This window comes from Arthrobacter bussei (assembly GCF_009377195.2).
Lineage (GTDB): Bacteria > Actinomycetota > Actinomycetes > Actinomycetales > Micrococcaceae > Arthrobacter_D > Arthrobacter_D bussei.
Map to the genome: position 1 here is coordinate 512,558 of NZ_VJXX01000001.1, position 15,593 is coordinate 528,150.

Annotated in this window: 8 protein-coding genes and 1 pseudogene; 3 read left to right on the forward strand and 6 right to left on the reverse strand. The window is 70.7% G+C overall.

What is annotated here, in order from left to right; translation table 11 throughout:
* Positions 1-72: 72 nt before the first annotated feature.
* On the forward strand, positions 73-1,668 hold the full coding sequence (locus FNH21_RS02365) for a zinc-dependent metalloprotease (RefSeq protein WP_152813856.1): 1,596 nt from the start codon (positions 73-75) through the stop codon (positions 1,666-1,668).
* A 60-nt stretch (positions 1,669-1,728) separates the two neighbouring features.
* On the opposite strand, the gene FNH21_RS02370 is transcribed toward FNH21_RS02365, so the two are convergent.
* Genes FNH21_RS02370 through nudC form a run of 3 tightly spaced genes read right to left on the reverse strand, consistent with a single transcriptional unit; the run spans position 1,729 to position 5,373 of the window.
* On the reverse strand, positions 1,729-2,322 hold the full coding sequence (locus tag FNH21_RS02370; RefSeq protein ID WP_191931537.1) for a YgjP-like metallopeptidase domain-containing protein: 594 nt from the start codon (positions 2,320-2,322) through the stop codon (positions 1,729-1,731).
* Positions 2,309-4,417, reverse strand: coding sequence for an ATP-dependent DNA helicase UvrD2 (locus tag FNH21_RS02375; RefSeq protein WP_338403123.1), 2,109 nt, complete (start codon positions 4,415-4,417; stop codon positions 2,309-2,311). Before FNH21_RS02375 ends, FNH21_RS02370 begins: the two co-directional genes overlap by 14 nt.
* A complete protein-coding gene (gene nudC, locus FNH21_RS02380; RefSeq protein ID WP_152812036.1) occupies positions 4,417-5,373 on the reverse strand; it encodes an NAD(+) diphosphatase in 957 nt (318 codons plus the stop codon). The genes FNH21_RS02375 and nudC overlap by 1 nt, the downstream gene beginning before the upstream one ends.
* A gap of 163 nt (positions 5,374-5,536) precedes the next feature.
* Here nudC and FNH21_RS17365 point away from each other — a divergent pair, with 163 nt between their 5' ends.
* A complete protein-coding gene (locus tag FNH21_RS17365) occupies positions 5,537-7,045 on the forward strand; it encodes a phosphotransferase (protein WP_152812038.1) in 1,509 nt (502 codons plus the stop codon).
* Between the two features lie 131 nt (positions 7,046-7,176).
* Here FNH21_RS17365 and FNH21_RS02390 read toward each other — a convergent pair whose 3' ends face one another.
* The 3 genes from FNH21_RS02390 to FNH21_RS02400 are packed head-to-tail and all read right to left on the reverse strand — an operon-like array spanning position 7,177 to position 14,525.
* The gene (locus FNH21_RS02390) at positions 7,177-10,662 is read right to left on the reverse strand and encodes an ATP-dependent helicase (RefSeq protein WP_338403124.1); all 3,486 of its coding nucleotides are present in this window, start codon (positions 10,660-10,662) and stop codon (positions 7,177-7,179) included.
* Positions 10,659-14,012, reverse strand: coding sequence for an ATP-dependent helicase (locus FNH21_RS02395; RefSeq protein WP_152812042.1), 3,354 nt, complete (start codon positions 14,010-14,012; stop codon positions 10,659-10,661). The genes FNH21_RS02390 and FNH21_RS02395 overlap by 4 nt, the downstream gene beginning before the upstream one ends.
* 57 nt (positions 14,013-14,069) lie before the next feature.
* Positions 14,070-14,525 (reverse strand): MGMT family protein, encoded by a 456-nt coding sequence (locus FNH21_RS02400; protein WP_152812044.1) that lies wholly within the window; start codon positions 14,523-14,525, stop codon positions 14,070-14,072.
* Positions 14,526-14,600: 75 nt separating this feature from the next.
* Between FNH21_RS02400 and FNH21_RS02405 the strand changes: the two are divergent.
* Positions 14,601-15,281 (forward strand): annotated as a pseudogene (locus tag FNH21_RS02405) (exonuclease domain-containing protein); the annotation flags it as partial.
* Positions 15,282-15,593: the final 312 nt, after the last annotated feature.

Genomic DNA, 15,593 nt, shown 5'->3' on the forward strand with positions numbered 1-15,593 from the left:
GGGGCGCGGGACACCGGCTGCCCGTGGCCGGTAGCGTGATCCCCACAGCCGGCGCGGATGGCACAGCCGTTCATGCCCGGACCCGCCAAGCTACTCCCAGGACCGGTGGTATCAGTGACCAACCCATCCAACCCCTCGAACGGCGACGACGACACGCCCCAGGACCCGTTGTCCGAGATGCTGTCGAAGATGTTCGGCGGTGGCGCCGGTGGGTTCGACCCGCAGGAGATCGCGAAGGCAGCCGGACTGCCCTCCGACCCGGCAGCCATGGCGATGATGATGCAGCAGGTCCAGGCGATGTTTTCCACGCCCAGTGAGGGGCCCGTCAACTGGACCATGGCCCACGACCAGGCCCGACGCGTTGCCGCCTCCGACAACGATCCATCGGTCACGGCACTCCAGCGACGCAGCGTCGACGAGTCCCTGAAGCTGGCCGAGATGTGGCTAGATCCGGTCACCGACTTCCCGAGCACGGGCCAGCTCGGCCGCGCGTGGTCGCGCGCCGAATGGGTCGAGGCGACGATGACGACCTGGCGGCGGCTCACGGAGCCGGTCGCCACGAGCATCGCGAAGGCCCTGTCCGATGTGATCTCCGAGCAGCTGCCGGAGGAGATGAAGTCCATGATGGGGATGATGGGCGGGCCGGCGTCCATGCTGCAGAACGTCGGAGGTGCGATGTTCGGCATGCAACTGGGGCAGGCCGTCGGCGCTCTGTCCAAGGACGTGGTCGGCTCCACCGACATCGGGGTCCCGCTGGCCGACGGCCGGATGGCGCTCCTCCCGGCGAATGTCGCAGCCTTCGGCGAGGGACTCGACATCCCCGAACAGGAGGTGCAGCTCTTCCTGGCCGTGCGCGAGGCCGCACATGTCCGGTTGTTCACCCACATCCCCTGGCTGACCGGGCACCTGCTCGGCAGTATCGAGCGCTATGCCCGCGGCATCCACATCGACATGAACAAGATCGAGGAAGCCGCGCGGGACATCGACCCGACCAATCCGGAAAGTCTCCAGGGCGCTCTCTCGCAGGGCGTCTTCATGCCCGAGCGCACGCCGGAGCAGGACGCGGCGCTGGTGCGCCTCGAGACCACTCTCGCCCTCGTCGAGGGCTGGGTGGACGAGACGACGGCGGCTGCAGCAGCCAACCTACCCTCGGCCGGTGCCCTGCGCGAGATGGTGCGCCGCCGCCGGGCGACCGGCGGACCGGCCGAGCACGCGTTCGCCTCCCTCGTCGGACTGGAACTGCGACCGCGGCGACTGCGGGATGCGGCGGCCCTGTGGTCACTTCTCACGACCGAGCGCGGCATCGAAGGCCGTGACGCCCTGTGGCAGCATCCCGACCTCCTGCCCAACGCGGAGGACCTCGACGATCCCGCCGGATTCTCCGAGCGCCGGAGACTGTTGGAGTCCTCCGACGCGGACGTCGATGCGGCCCTTGAGCGACTCCTCTCAGGTGGCTTCGAGCCCGCGGCAGAGCCATCCGACAGCGGCGCGGCTGAAGCGGAGGACAATAGCGCTCATGCCGCCGCCGACGATCCCGGGACGGTCGAGGAGACGGGTGGGGGAACGGCCTCCGACGCTGCGCAGGAGCCCGACGGAACCCCCAGGGCCGGAGAGGAACCGAACGGTAGCCAGGACCCCGACGCCCACGACGGCGGGTCGAACCGCTGATCCGGACGCCGATCACGGCATGCCGGATCGGCGGCGCTCCACACTCCTGACAGCCGCTCCTCAGGAGTGAGCTGTCGGTCCGGTCCCGCCGCCCGTATCGATCAGGTTGCGGTGGGCGGCGAAGGCTGCTCCGTCGAGGAAGGCCTTGGCCGTCTCCGTCCGGGGATAGGACGTCAGCAGGCGCCAGAAGGCCGGGCTGTGCGACGGCTCGATCAGGTGGGCCATCTCGTGCAGGATCACGTAGTCCACCACCCAGTCCGGCATCCCCTGCAGGCGATGCGAGAGGCGGATGGTTCGGTGCGCGGGAGTCGCCGAGGCCCACCGGGAGTTCTGGTTGGTGACCCAGCTGATCCGCGCCGGGACACCCCGCCCGTCGAGGAACCTGCGCGCCAGCTCCTCGGCGCGCAGGAGAAGGTCCGGTACGGGGGCGTCGCTCTCGACGGGCGGCGCCGTCGGATATTTCTGCGCCATGCGCTCCACCATCCGCTTCACCCAGTGCTTCTCCTGGGAGGCGGAGAAATGGCCCGGGATCGAGACCCGGAGGACCCCGTCTCTGATGTCCGCGCTGACGGTCCGTCGTCTGCGGGCCGATCGCACGACGACGACCGGCAACGGCGCTGCGAGGTCCGGCCGGGCAGGGTCAGGAGGCGTCACTGATGATCTCGAGGACGGCCTCGCCGTAGCGTTCCAGCTTCGACGATCCAATCCCCGCCAGCTCGCCCAGCTCGTCGAGTGTCTGTGGGCGCGCCTCGGCGATCGCGATGAGGGTCGCATCGGTGAAGACGACGAAGGCCGGCACCTCCTTCTCCCGTGCCTCCTCCCGCCGCCAAGCCCTGAGCGCCTCGAACGTCTCCTCCTCGTAGCTTGCCGGGCACTCGGTACACCGCCCGATCTTCCGCTCGGCGCCGGTGAGCAGCGGTCGCTTGCAGACCCTGCACACCGCTGGTGCGGAGGACTTGCGCGTCGACTTCGCTCGAGGCTGGCGGAAGCTCGCCTGCCCGGCTGTCGCGGGGCGGAGCGCATCGAGGAAACGCGACGGCTTCCGGCTCGCCCGCCCGCCCGGCGAACGGGAGGTGGACCAGGACAGCGCCAGGTGGACCCGGGCGCGGGTGATCCCGACGTAGAGGAGGCGGCGTTCTTCGTCGACGGCTTCCTGCGTGTCCGCGAAGGAGATCGGCATGAGCCCTTCGCTCAGCCCGACGAGGAACACGGCGTCCCACTCGAGTCCCTTGGCGGAGTGGAGCGATGCGAGCGTCACACCCTGCACGGTCGGAGCATGCTGGGCCGCGGCTCGCTCCTCCAGTTCGGCGACGAACGTCTGCAGGGTGAAGGACTCGGCCCCGCGCACCCGGTTGAGCTCGTCGGCCAGTCCGACCAACGCGGCCAGCGACTCCCACTTCTCCCGCACGGCTCCGGAATTCTGCGGCGCGACCGACGTGTAGCCCAGCGACGCGAGCACGTCACGGACCTGCTGGGGGACGTCGTCGTCCCCCTGGGTGCGGGCCGCCGCCCGCAGCTGCAGGAGGGCGTCACGGACCTCACGGCGCTGGAAGAACCGTTCTCCGCCGCGCAGCTGATAGCCGATGCCGGCATTCGCCAGAGCCTGCTCGTACGCCTCCGACTGGCCGTTGGTGCGGTAGAGGATCGCGATCTCGCTGGCTTTGACGCCCTGGTCGAGGAGGACGCCGATCCGCCTCGCGCACTCTGCGGCCTCCGCCTCGTCGTCACTGCACTCCGTGAACACCGGCTCGGGGCCGGCCGGCCGCTGGGCGACGAGTTCGAGCGGAGCCGACCACGTGGTGTTGACGGCCCGGCGATCCGCCTCGCTGCTCCTTGCCGCCAGCAGCGTGTTGGCGGCCCGGACCACCTGGGGGGTGGAGCGGTAGTCCCGGACGAGCCGGACCACCTGCGCGCCCTCGTACCGCTTCGTGAAGTCGAGCAGGTGACGGGAGGTGGCGCCCGTGAAGGAGTAGATCGTCTGGCTCGCGTCACCCACGACACACAGCTCGCGGCGCTCTCCGAGCCACATGTCGAGGAGCCGCTGCTGGAGCGGGGAGACGTCCTGGTACTCGTCCACCACGAAGTGACGGTACTGGGCCCGGACCGTGGCGGCGACCTTCTCGTCCTCCTCCAGGATGGCGACGGTGGTGAGCAGGACGTCCTCGAAGTCGATGAGATTGCGGTCGATCTTCAGGTCCTCGTACGTCGAGAAGATGCGGGACACCGTGATCAGGTCCATCCCCGCGGGTTCCGCCCGGCCCGCCGCTGCGGCCGTATAGGCGTCGGGCGTGAGCATGGACACCTTCGCCCACTCGATCTCCGCGGCGACATCGCGGATCGCCGCGCGGTCCGTCGACAGGCGCAGTCGCCGGGCAGATTCGGCGATGAGCTGCGCCTTGTGGTCGACGAGGGCCGGCAGCGGCCCGCCGACGGCCTGCGGCCAGAAGTACTGCAGCTGCCGGAGCGCCGCGGCGTGGAAAGTCCGTGCCTGGACCCCCCCGGCACCGAGATCCCTCAGCCTGGTCCGCATCTCCGCCGCGGCCCGAGCGGTGAAGGTGACCGCGAGGACCTGCTGCGGCTTGTAGACCCCCGTGTGCACGCCGTAGGCGATGCGATGGGTGATGGCCCGGGTCTTTCCCGTCCCCGCGCCGGCGAGGACGCACAGCGGACCGCTCAGCGTGCTGGCCACGGTCCGCTGTTCGTCGTCCAGTCCTTCGAGGATGCTGTCCTCGAGCAGCAGTTCGGACACTAGGGACGCGCCTCCGACGGCTCCTCGTCCAGCGGTCCGCCGTACCAGCGTTCGATCAGGGCGCGCGCGATGGAGACACCACCTGCGACGGCGATGGTGCCGTCACGCACCTCCGCGAACAGCTGCTGTCTCGTGAACCAGCGGAGCGACCGCATCTCGTCGCGGTCGGGTACGGCGTCGGTCGTGACCGCGCGCGCCGTGAAGCCGAGCATGAGCGACGCGGGGAAGGGCCAGGGCTGGGAGCCCAGGTACTCCGGCGACTGGATCTCGATGCCGGATTCCTCCCCCACCTCCCGGATCACCGCAGCCTCGAGCGACTCCCCGGGCTCGACGAACCCGGCCAGCGTCGAGTACCGGTCCTCGGGCCAGGCGACGGCGGAGCCGAGGAGGAGGCGGTCGTCGTCGTCCACGACCGAGACGATGATCGCGGCGTCGGTCCGCGGGTAGTGCTGTGATGAATCCTTCGGGCACTGGCGTACCCATCCGCCGTCGCGGACGTCCGTGGGCGTGCCGCATCGCGGGCAGTGGCTGTGCGTGGCATGCCAGTTGGCGATCGCCGCAGCCTCGACGAAGAGCCCCGCGTCACGGGCGTCCAGCGACGCGGCGATCTCCCGCAGCCCCAGCCACCCCTGCGTGGGGGCGATCGCGGGGTCCTCCTCGGGCAGGACCGCGAGCACAACGGGCGCCCCGGCGTCCACCGCACCCTCGTTGATCCGGCCCAGATACACGACCAGCTCGGGTCGCTGGACGTCGGACGGCGCCAGCAGCAGCAAGGCGTCGGCGGTCACGGGAGCCTTGCCCCGGACGAGGGTCAGGACCCTGGTCTCCGGTGTCTCCCAGAGGCGATCCAGGAGCCCCTCGGTGACCCTCGCGACTCCGTCGCGATCGGAATCGGCGCGGGAGAGCGGGAGCGATCCGAGGGGAGGCAGCACCAGGGTCCGGAGGGGTTCGGTCATGGTCCTACGGTACGTTCTCGCTCTCCCAAAACACATTCCGCGGAGGCCGGGTGGAGGAGTGGTCCGGACGGGAAGACGAGTAGTACATCTGGCGACTCGCCGCGCCGGAACGGAGCGGGCGGAGGACGGACGACCTACGGTGGAACTTGTGAAACGGACACCCATGGAACTTGCTGCCATCGCCAGTGCCGCAGTGCCCGGTCTGGCCCCGACCGGCGTCGCAGGCGCACCGGATGATGCTGCGGACTTCGATTCCGCCCTCCTGGTCGACGACGCGGGCAAGCAGTGGCGGGTCAGATCACCGAAGCATGCCGAGGCGAGCATGCGCCTCGAGACGGAGTTGCAGGCTCTGCGGGCCTTCACCCCGGCCGTCAAGGCTGAACTTCCCTTCCTCATCCCGCACATGGCCGGGAGTGTCCGGCAGGGTGATCTCAGCACGTTCGTCTACTCGCACCTGGCCGGCAGCACACGCACGCTGGAAACCCTGGCCGCCGGTGGCCGCCCGATGGCCGCGGAACTCGGGCGCGTGATCGCCGCGATCCACGAACTGCCCAAGGACATGGTGCAGCGCGCCGACCTGCCGAGCTACGAGGCCGACGAGTACCGCCAGCGCAAGCTGAACGAACTGGACCAGGCAGCGACCACGGGCAAGATCCCCTCCGTCCTGCTGCGCCGCTGGGAACACGCGCTGGAGGACGTGGCGCTCTGGCGCTTCGGCCCGACCGTGATGCACGGCGATCTCCACGAGGACCACCTGCTCGTCTCGGCGGGCCGGGTGTCCGCGGTGACAGGATGGACCGACCTCTGCATCGGCGACCCGGCCGAGGACTTCGCCTGGCTGGCGGCGGCCGAGGACAGCACCTTCGTCGATGCCGTGCATGCCGCATACGGCGCGGCCCGCACTTCCGCCGTCGACCCCCACCTCTCCCGCAGGGCCGCACTTGCGGCGGAGTTCGCGCTGGCACAGTGGCTGGTCCGCGGAGTCGCCCTCGACGATGGCGCGATGATCCACGAAGCCGAAGGCATGCTCGCCACGCTCGCAGCCGACGTGGAGTCGATCGAGCGCGAGCAGCACGAAGCTGCGCAGAGGGCACAGCGCGCCGAGGAGGAGCGCCGCGAATGGGGCGACGAACACGGCGACGACGCCGAGGACGAGCCCGCCGAGGACGATACTCCGGGTTCGACGGGCGGATCGTGGTCGTCCACCGTGCAGTCCGATCACCGGCCGAACGCTCGCCCCACCGTGCGTCGGAACGCCGCTGACGGTTCGGATACTGCTGCAGACGCGGGTTCGGGCACCGGTACGACCGCTCCTCGGCCTGACCGAGCGACCACAGACCGTGACGACGCCCCGGCCGGGCGTTCCGGCGCCGATGACCCGGAGCGCACCGGCAGTCACGCCTACGATCCCAGCGCCGCGTCCCGGCCCAGCCCGTCGACGGAAGGTGGCTCCCGCGCCGTGGACCATGGGGCCGACCACGGGCGCGGGCACCGCGAGGCCGACACTCCGTCCGGGTCGTCGCTGGCGCACGCCCGCCTGGTCGCCGCCCGGCAACGACCGGCAACCGGGGGTTCGTCCAAGGTGACCCTGCTCCGCGGCGGCGACACCTCTGCGGGCTCCCCCGACGACGTCGCCACGTCGGCGCTGCCGATCGTCTCCTACGGACGCTGAGCCCGGGTCCGATCGCCGCGGTGCGTGACGCGTCCGGTGGTCGTCCTGCCAGCTCGGGCGCCACCTCCGGTGCCGCCTCTCCGACCCGAGGCGGAGGGCGACGCCGCCCTCGCCCTTCACCCAGCCGGCGCTCACCCCGGTGCATCGGCGGCGAGCGCTGCAGTCTTGATGATGCGCTCGAGGTCGGCCGCGTCGGCCAGGTCATGGGGCCGCACCACCAGGTTGTCCGCCACGTAGAAGAAGGCGGCGCGCACCGTGTCGAGGGGCACGTCCTTCAGCCGTGACCACGCGAGACGATAGACGGCCAGCTGGACCGCCTTGGCCGCGCGCCGGTCCGGGGCGGGCGGACGGCCGGTCTTCCAGTCGATCAGGTCCCAGCCGCCGTCGGCATCCCGGAACACGGCATCGATGCGTCCACGCACCACGATGCCGCCGATCTTCGTCTCGATCGGAGCCTCGATGGCGGCAGGTTCACGCAACGCCCACTCCGACCGTTCGAACACCGCCGCCATCTCTTGGAGCCCGAGCGTCTCGTCCACGTGGGCATCGGCGCCGCCGGGATACTCTCCGAGGTCGAGCATGCCGCCGGACCCGTAGAACTCCTCGATCCATGCATGGAAGGCGGTACCCTTCCGGGCCGCCGACCCGGGCCGGCGCGGCAGCGGCCGTCGAAGCTGCTGCAGGACGGCTTCCGGATCCTCCCGGAGTTCGACGAGCGTGGATGCCGAGATGTGCGGGGGAAGTCCGAGGGGCGTCCGCTCCCATTCACGAGCCTGCCGTGCGAGCGCAAGCCTCACTTCCCGCCCCCACCGTCCGCCGTCGACATCGACGTCGAGGGTCGGCAGTGCCGTCTGCTCGAGGACGGCCCGTGCAGCTTTCTCCAGGTCCTGGCGCCTGGGGCCGAGAGGATCGACGGGCCAGGCCGCGCGTTCCGGACGGGCGTTGGCAGGATTGGCATCACCTTCCGCGCCCTCTGCGAGCCAGGACGGCGTCGAGAATCCCGGTGCACCGGAATCAGCCAGGGCGACGAGATCGGTCAGGTAGGGCGATGGATCGGAAGATTTGGAACGCCCCCCGCCCCAGGCGGACGACGTGCAGACGAGAGCGTGCTTCGCGCGTGTGAAGGCCACGTAGGCGAGCCGCCGCTCTTCCCGCTCCGCATGGGCCCTGGCCTCGTCGGTGAACTGCTGTTCGCTGACCAGCCACTCCTTCTGGTCCGGCTGCTCCCAGTCCCATTGAGGCAACTCGGGAGCGTCTCCGCGCAGGGTCCAGGGAATGGCGGAGTCACCGCTGCTCCATCGGGAGTCCTTGCCGCTCGGGAAGGACTTCCCGTTCAGTCCGGGCACGAAGACGACGTCCCACTCGAGGCCCTTCGAGGCGTGGACGGTCAGCAGTTGCACGGCGTCCCGGCTGGCTTCGAGCTGAGTGACGGGCAGCCCGTCCTCCTCCTGGTCGGCGGCCTCGAGCCAGGCGAGGAAGGCCGGAAGATCGACCCGCTCGGCGCTGGACACGAAACCGGCGACGGCCTCTGTGAAGGCGTCGAGGTTGCGGCGCGCTTCGTGGATGCTGACGCCCGGCTTCGCGGCGACCTCGATGTCGAGCAGGATGGTGCGTTCCACCTCCCCGATCAGGCTGCCGAGATCATCGCCGACGAAGCCACGGAGGGTCCGCAGTTCCTTCCTCAGCACATCGAGCCGACGACGCGCGGTGTCGCTGAGGGAGCGTCCCGACGAGGACACCCAGTCCGACGGCGGAAGGTAGTCGACCGCTTCGACGAGGCTCCCCGCCTCGGCGAGATCGGGGGCCACGACGGCGTCACGGCTCTGGTCCTCGTCCAGCTCCTCCGCCGAGATGCCTCCCCGGCGGAACATCGCCTCCCGCGTCCGCGCGAGTTGCCGTGACCAGTCGCCCAGCGCCATCAGGTCCGCCGGGCCGAGCCGCCACCGGGCTCCGGCGACGAGCCGGAGCATCGAATCCGAGCGGTCGGGATCGCCGAGCACCCGCAGGGTGGCCAGCAGATCGACGATCTCCGGTGTGCGCAGCAGCCCGCCGAGACCCACGACCTGCACCGGGATGCCTTCCCGCTCCAGTTCCCGCCGGATCGGATCGAACTGCTTGCGGCCCCTGCAGAGCACCGCCATCGTGGGTCGGAGTGCCGTGCCGTCGTCGCCCGTCTCGAAGGACCGCCGCCGCTGCCGCAGCACTTCGCGGGCGATCGCTTCTGCCTCGCTGAGCGGATGAGCCGCGGAGCCGGACAGGGCCTCGGTACCGGCAGCCTGTCCGGGAATCGCCGCGGGTGCTGAGGCCGCAGGGATCGGCGCGTCGGTACGGAACCGCCCGAGGGTGACCTCGCCGAGGGGGGCGTCCGGCCTGGCGACAAGGCCGGGGACCTGCTGCACCGAGGACCGGCGCAGCCATGGAGCAGGGACGTTGAGGGGCGCTGACACCGTGTTGGCGGCCTCGAGGATCGACGTCGAATTGCGCCATGCCACCGACAGGTGAGCCACAGGTGACGGTGCCCGGCCCTCCGGTGCGACGATGGGGAATGCCGTTCGGAACGTCGCGAGCTGGCCCGCCGACGCGCCCCTGAAGCCGTAGATCGACTGGTGCGGATCACCGACGGCGGTGACCGAACGGCCATCGGCGAACAACCGGGAGAACAGCACCATCTGGGCGTGCGAGGTGTCCTGGAACTCGTCGAGGAGGACGACCCGGTACTTCTCGCGCTCCATCCGTCCGGCCTCCGGGATGTCCTGCGCGATCCGCGCGGCGAGGGAGACCAGGTCGCCGAAGTCGAGCTGGCGGCGTGCGAGCTTCGCGGCGGCGTAGCGCTCCACCAGCTCGGTGACGGTGATCCGGGTACGCAGCTTGTTCAGGAGGTCGTGCACCTTCTGGGTCGCGGGCCGGGCCGCCCCCGCGATGTAGGACCGGGCGGCCACATGGTCGATGTGCCGACGCAGCTCGGCACGGACGGTCGCGGGGCTGACCAGGTGTTCCGCGCACTCACCCGCCATGTCGAGGACCGCCTTCACGAGGGTGCTCTTCGCGGCGGTGAAGTGCTCCCACTCGCCGTCGAAGGCCTCGACCACGGAGGAGGCCAGCTGCCAGGACTGCGCAGTCCCCAGCATGACGGAGTCCCGCTCGATACCGATCCGCAGACCGTAGTCCTGCACGATGCCGTTCGCGAAGGAGTGGTAGGTCGAGATGGTGGGGTCGAGCCGGTCGAGGAGATCGCTGCCGACGGAGGTGCCGTCGTCCGGGCGCGACGCATAGAGCTGCGCCAGTCGCTGGCGGACACGGGAGGCGAGTTCGCCGGCGGCCTTACGCGTGAAGGTCACCCCGAGGATCTGCTCGGGGCGTACGAGGTCGTTTGCAACGAGCCAGACCACCCTGTCCGCCATGGTCTTGGTCTTGCCCGATCCGGCGCCGGCGATGACCAGCAGGGGTTCCAGCGGCGCTTCGATGACGCGTGCCTGGTCCTCCGTGGGGTACTGCACGGGAGCGTCGGGATCGGAATGGAGCAGTTCCGCGAGGCGGCGGGCCGAATAGCGCGGATGGCCCGGGCCCGGGCCCGGCTCGGCCGGACGGGACGAGCCGTCAGCGGCGATGCCCGTCACTGCGTCACCTGCTTGCCCTCTTCGCACAGCGGACACACCTCGGGGAGCCGGCAACCGCTGCCGCCGAACCCCGACCGCCGCGGGTCGTGGACCGCCTCGAAGGATGCGGCAGCCATCAGGGCCGCTGCGTCCCCGATCATGGTCCGCGCCCATGCGTCGTCCGGCCCGACCGGGGGCTGGTCCTGCACGGACACGTTCTTCGCGGTGGTTCCCAACTGGACCAGCGACGCCCCTCCGGGAAGGCTCGCCATCGGATCGGCGCGCGCTGCTCCGTCCTCGGTCATTCCCGCGACCGCACCTTCTCCGTCGATCCCGGCGTCGGAACCTGCCGACGGCTCACCCGACGGATCACCCGCCAGTGCCCCCGAAGCGACAGCCGTCTGGTAGGCCGCGAGCTGCGGATGGCGGGTGATGTCCGCTGCCGCGGGCGCGCTCTTGCCCGTCTTCAGGTCCACGACGACGAAACGCCCTTCCGCATCGAGCTCCAGCCGGTCGATCTGCCCACGGAGCCGTGCGACCCGCGCCGCCCCGGCGACATCCACCTCCAGGTCCACGGAGAAGTCCACCTCGGTGGCGCGCAAGGACCTGCCGTCCTTCCGCATCGCCAGCACGTAGGCGGCGAGCTTCCGCACCATGCCCTCGGCCCGGCGGAAATCCGCCTGCCCTTCCCACGTGTCCTTGATGCCGAGCTGGGGCCAGCGACGCTCCAGCTCCCGGACGTACTCGCTGCCGGTGGCGTCCGGTAGGTCCTGCGCGATCTGGTGCACGAGCGTTCCGAGTGAGCGGGCGAAGTCGGTGGTGCGTTCCCCGCCTGCCGCGGAGACGAACCAGCTCAACGGAGAGGCCAGCACGGACTCGACCTTCGACGGCGAGACGGGGATAGGCTGTTCCGGCGGAACCACCGGCTCGTTCGTGCTCAGGCCCAGCACGCCCCACCACTGGTCCGGATGGGCACCGGGAACGGGCGGCTCGAGGGTCGCCATGCGTCCGAGGTGCCGGACGGCTTCCCGCGTGAGCACCCCGGCCACCTGCGGATCCTGCGCGAAGGTGCGCAGCTCCGCGATGAGGGCCCGGAGCGTCACCGGCCTGAGGACCTGCGTGCGGGGCCTCTCGGCGAGGCCGGCCGGCAGGGGATCCACGACGTCGAGGAACGGTGACGGCTGCTCGTCCTGCGATGCCACCGCGCAGCAGATCAGTTCTTCGGTGGCACGCGAGACGGCCAGCGAGAAGGTCCGCAGTTCGTCGAAGCGGATGTCCTGCAGCAGTGACACTGGGTCACGGGTACTGCGGAAGGTCTCGCCGTGGTCCAGGAGGGCACGCAGCTCCCCCGAGCCCAGGAGCTCGCCGCGCAGGCGGAGATTGGGCCAGACCCCGTCCTGCACCCCACCGACGATCACCATCGGCCAGTGGCGGCCGGCGGCACTCGCCGGTGTCAGCACGGAGACGGACGCCTGCCGCTTGGTGCGCTGGGCCAGGGTGTCCATGGGGATGTCCTGGCTCAGGATGTAGTCGAGGAAGAGTTCGGGATCGGCGCCCGGCATCTGCTCGACGAAGCGTTCGGCCGTGTGGAAGAGGGCCATCATGGCGTCCAGGTCGCGGTCGGCCCGGGTTGACGAGGGGCCCTCCGCAAGGGCAGCCCCCGACCACTGCTGGGCGAGACCCGACGCCGACCACAGTGCCCACAGGACGGTCTCCGGGTCTCGTCCGGTATCCGCGGCGGCGGTCCTGCCGGCCTCCAGCATCCGGTGCAGGCGCCGCACCGGTGCACCCTCCGCCGGGAGGGCGGCGATCTCCTCCGGCGACGAGAAGAGGGCCGTGAGCAGTTCGTCACTCGTCCGGCCCCCGCCCAGCTGCAACTCGGTCCGACGCAGGATCTGACGGAGCCGTCGGAGGTCGAGGCTGCCCGCTCCCCCGATCCTCGAGGTCAGCAGGGAGATGCAGAGCTCGGTGTCGAGCTCCGCACGCCCCACCACGACGGCGTAGAGATCGAGGAGAGGCCGGACCGCGGGTTCCTCCCGGATGGCGGTCTCCGCGGCAGGGACGTTCACCGCGATCCCCTGCGCCGACAGGAAGCGCTGCACTGCGGAGACCTGCGCGCCGTTGCGGACGATCACAGCGATGTCATCGAGGCTGCGCTCGCCCAACAGGTGTGCCTCGAGGATCCGCTGCGTGATGAAGCGCTGTTCGTGGAACGCGCTGTCGAGGACATGCGCGGTGGCCGCGCCCGCACCGGACATCCCTGCGACGGGGTCCCCAGCGGGTGCGGGCTCGACATCCGCGGCGGGCAGGGTCCGGTAGGCCGTGCTCACGCCGGTGGTGGCGATGCGGGATGCCACATTCTCCCAGGCCCGGGCGAGACCGCCCGACAGCGTCAGCGACCCGGGCAGCAGCAGCGTCGAGAACTGAGCCCGCCGACCGAAGAGGCCGGACAGCCGACCCACGAGTTCGGGCCTGGCTCCACGGAAGCCCTGCGCCACGGTGTCCGGGCAGGACGTGATGACGACGTCGTTCCCTGCCCCGATGAGCCCGAGGAGCGCGTGGACCGCGGGATTGGCCTCCTGGTAATCGTCCACGAGGACGAGCTGCAGGCGGGCCCGCTCCTGGTCGAGGAATGATGTATCCGTTTCGAGGATCTCCCGCGCTGCGGTGAGGATGCCCGCCGGATCGAAGGCCTCCGGCATGCGGAGATCGAGGACGTCCCGGTACTCACGGTAGAGGAATGCGGCGGCCACCCAGTCGGGGCGGTCGAAGCGCTCTCCCCAGGCAGCCAGGTCCTCGGCAGATACGCCGTACTCGCTGACGCGGTCGAACAGGTCCCGGATTTCCTGGCGGAACCCACGGGTCGGCAGGGCGAGGGAGAGGTCGGACGGCCAGACGAGCCGCGGCGCGCCCGCCCGGTCATGGCCGGCGAGCAGCTCCTTGATGATGAGATCCTGCTCGGCACCCGAGAGGAGTCTCGGCGGCCGTGTGATGAGCGGCGTCCGGCCCTCCGCCCTGGCCCGACGGATGAGGTCGAAGGCATAGGAGGACCACGTGCGCGCGGGAGCCGTGCTGATGCTCCGGTCGAGTTTCGCGGTCAGGTCATCCCTCAGCCTGGTGGCGGCAGCCCGTGTGGGACCGAGCAGCAGCAGGCCCTCGGGATCGAGGACGCCGGCTTCGATCCGCCGCACCGCTAGATCGGTCAGCAGCGTCGACCTGCCGCTGCCCGGAGCACCGAGGACGAGGACCTGGCCGGCGTGGTCCTGCAGCGAGGCGAGCACATCCTCGTACCCGTCCGTGAGCCCGTCGTCACGGTGGGGACGGCCGCCGGTCGCGGGAGCGGGCGGTCCTTGGTGGAGCGTGCTGGTCATGGTTCAAGACCATCACATCCCACGGACAATCAGGGGTACCGCAACGGGTGTCCTGCGCTACGGCGCGGGGCGGCTCAGCGACGCGCCGAGGCGGGCCAGTGCGTCCTGCTGGGCAGGGGACGGCCACCAGCGCGCCTCCGCGAGGACCACCCTGTAGTCGTCCTCGCCCACGGGGTCCGCCGGTACGGCGAGGGCAGTGCCCTCGTCGTCGTACCTGGACCTCGCCTCCCGCGCGAGGCCCTGGGCAGGACGGCCGCCGGCCCGCAGCACGCGCCACCACGGCACGTCCCGGGTGGCGAGGGAGAGCGCCCGCCCCACCTGCCGCGGCCCTCCGCAGGCCAGCAGTTCGGCGATGTCCCCGTAGGTGAGCACCTTCCCCGAAGGGATCATCGCCGTCACGTCGAGGACCGCCCCGGCATAGGCTGCGGGGTCAGCCCGTGCAGCCGGCCGAGATCCCGCGGCGGCCTCCTGCGGACCCGGAGGCTGCCGGGGGCCGTCTGCTCGTGGTCGCATGGGGTCAACCCTAGTCCGGCGGGCCAGCCGGAGCGGCGCACCGATTTGGTCGGACCCCGCGGCTACGGTGATGCCATGACGAGCTGGCACACGGCGCCGAGGGCGGCCTTCGATCTGGAGACGACCGGACGGGATCCCCTGTCGGCACGCATCGTCACGGCGACCATCATCGTCGTCGACGGTGCGGGCACGGTACTGGAGCATCACGAGTGGCTGGCCGATCCGGGTGTCGAGATCCCGGAGGGCGCGGCTGCGATCCACGGCATCACCACGGACCACGCCCGCTCGCTCGGTCTGGACGCCGGGGCGGTGGTCAGCGGCATCGCCGCGGTCCTCGCGCGCCTGTTCGCCGCGGACATCCCGGTCCTGGCCTACAACGCCCGCTACGACTTCACCGTGCTCGCCGAGGAGGGACGCCGGCACGGCATCGCCGTACCGGCGCCCTCGCCCGTGATCGATCCCTTCATCATGGACAAGCAGGCCGACCGGTACCGGCGGGGCAAGCGGACCCTGACGGCGCTGTGTGAGCACTACGGCGTGCGCTTCGACAACGCCCACACGTCCGTCGCGGATGTCCAGGCGACACTGCGGGTCGGTGACATCCTCGCCGACCGGTTCCCGTTCCTCCAGCGTCCGGCGCGGGAACTGCACAGCGCGCTCGTCGTGTGGGCCGACCGCCAGGCTGCCAGCTTCGAGGAGTACCTGCGCCGGACCGAGCCCGACGCCGTGATCGAACGGGCCTGGCCCGTCGTACCCCACGAGCGGGACATGCAGCGCCCGCAAAGGGCTGCCGACGTCGAGCAAGTGGACGGCGCGACAGGCGCCTCAACAGCCGGTACCTCCGGCCTACCCGCACCTGCGGAGGCAAGCGAGGTCCTGCCCGCAGGCGCCGGACCGACGGCGAACTCCGGCGCGGTCGGTTCCGACGTCGCCCGCTCCGACGTCGAGTCCGGCATAGGGTCCGGCGTCGAGTCCGGCATAGGGTCCGGCGTCGAGTCCGGCATACGCTCCGGCATAGGGTCCGGCATAGGGCCCGTCCACGATCCATCGGGCCCAATAAGGGCGACG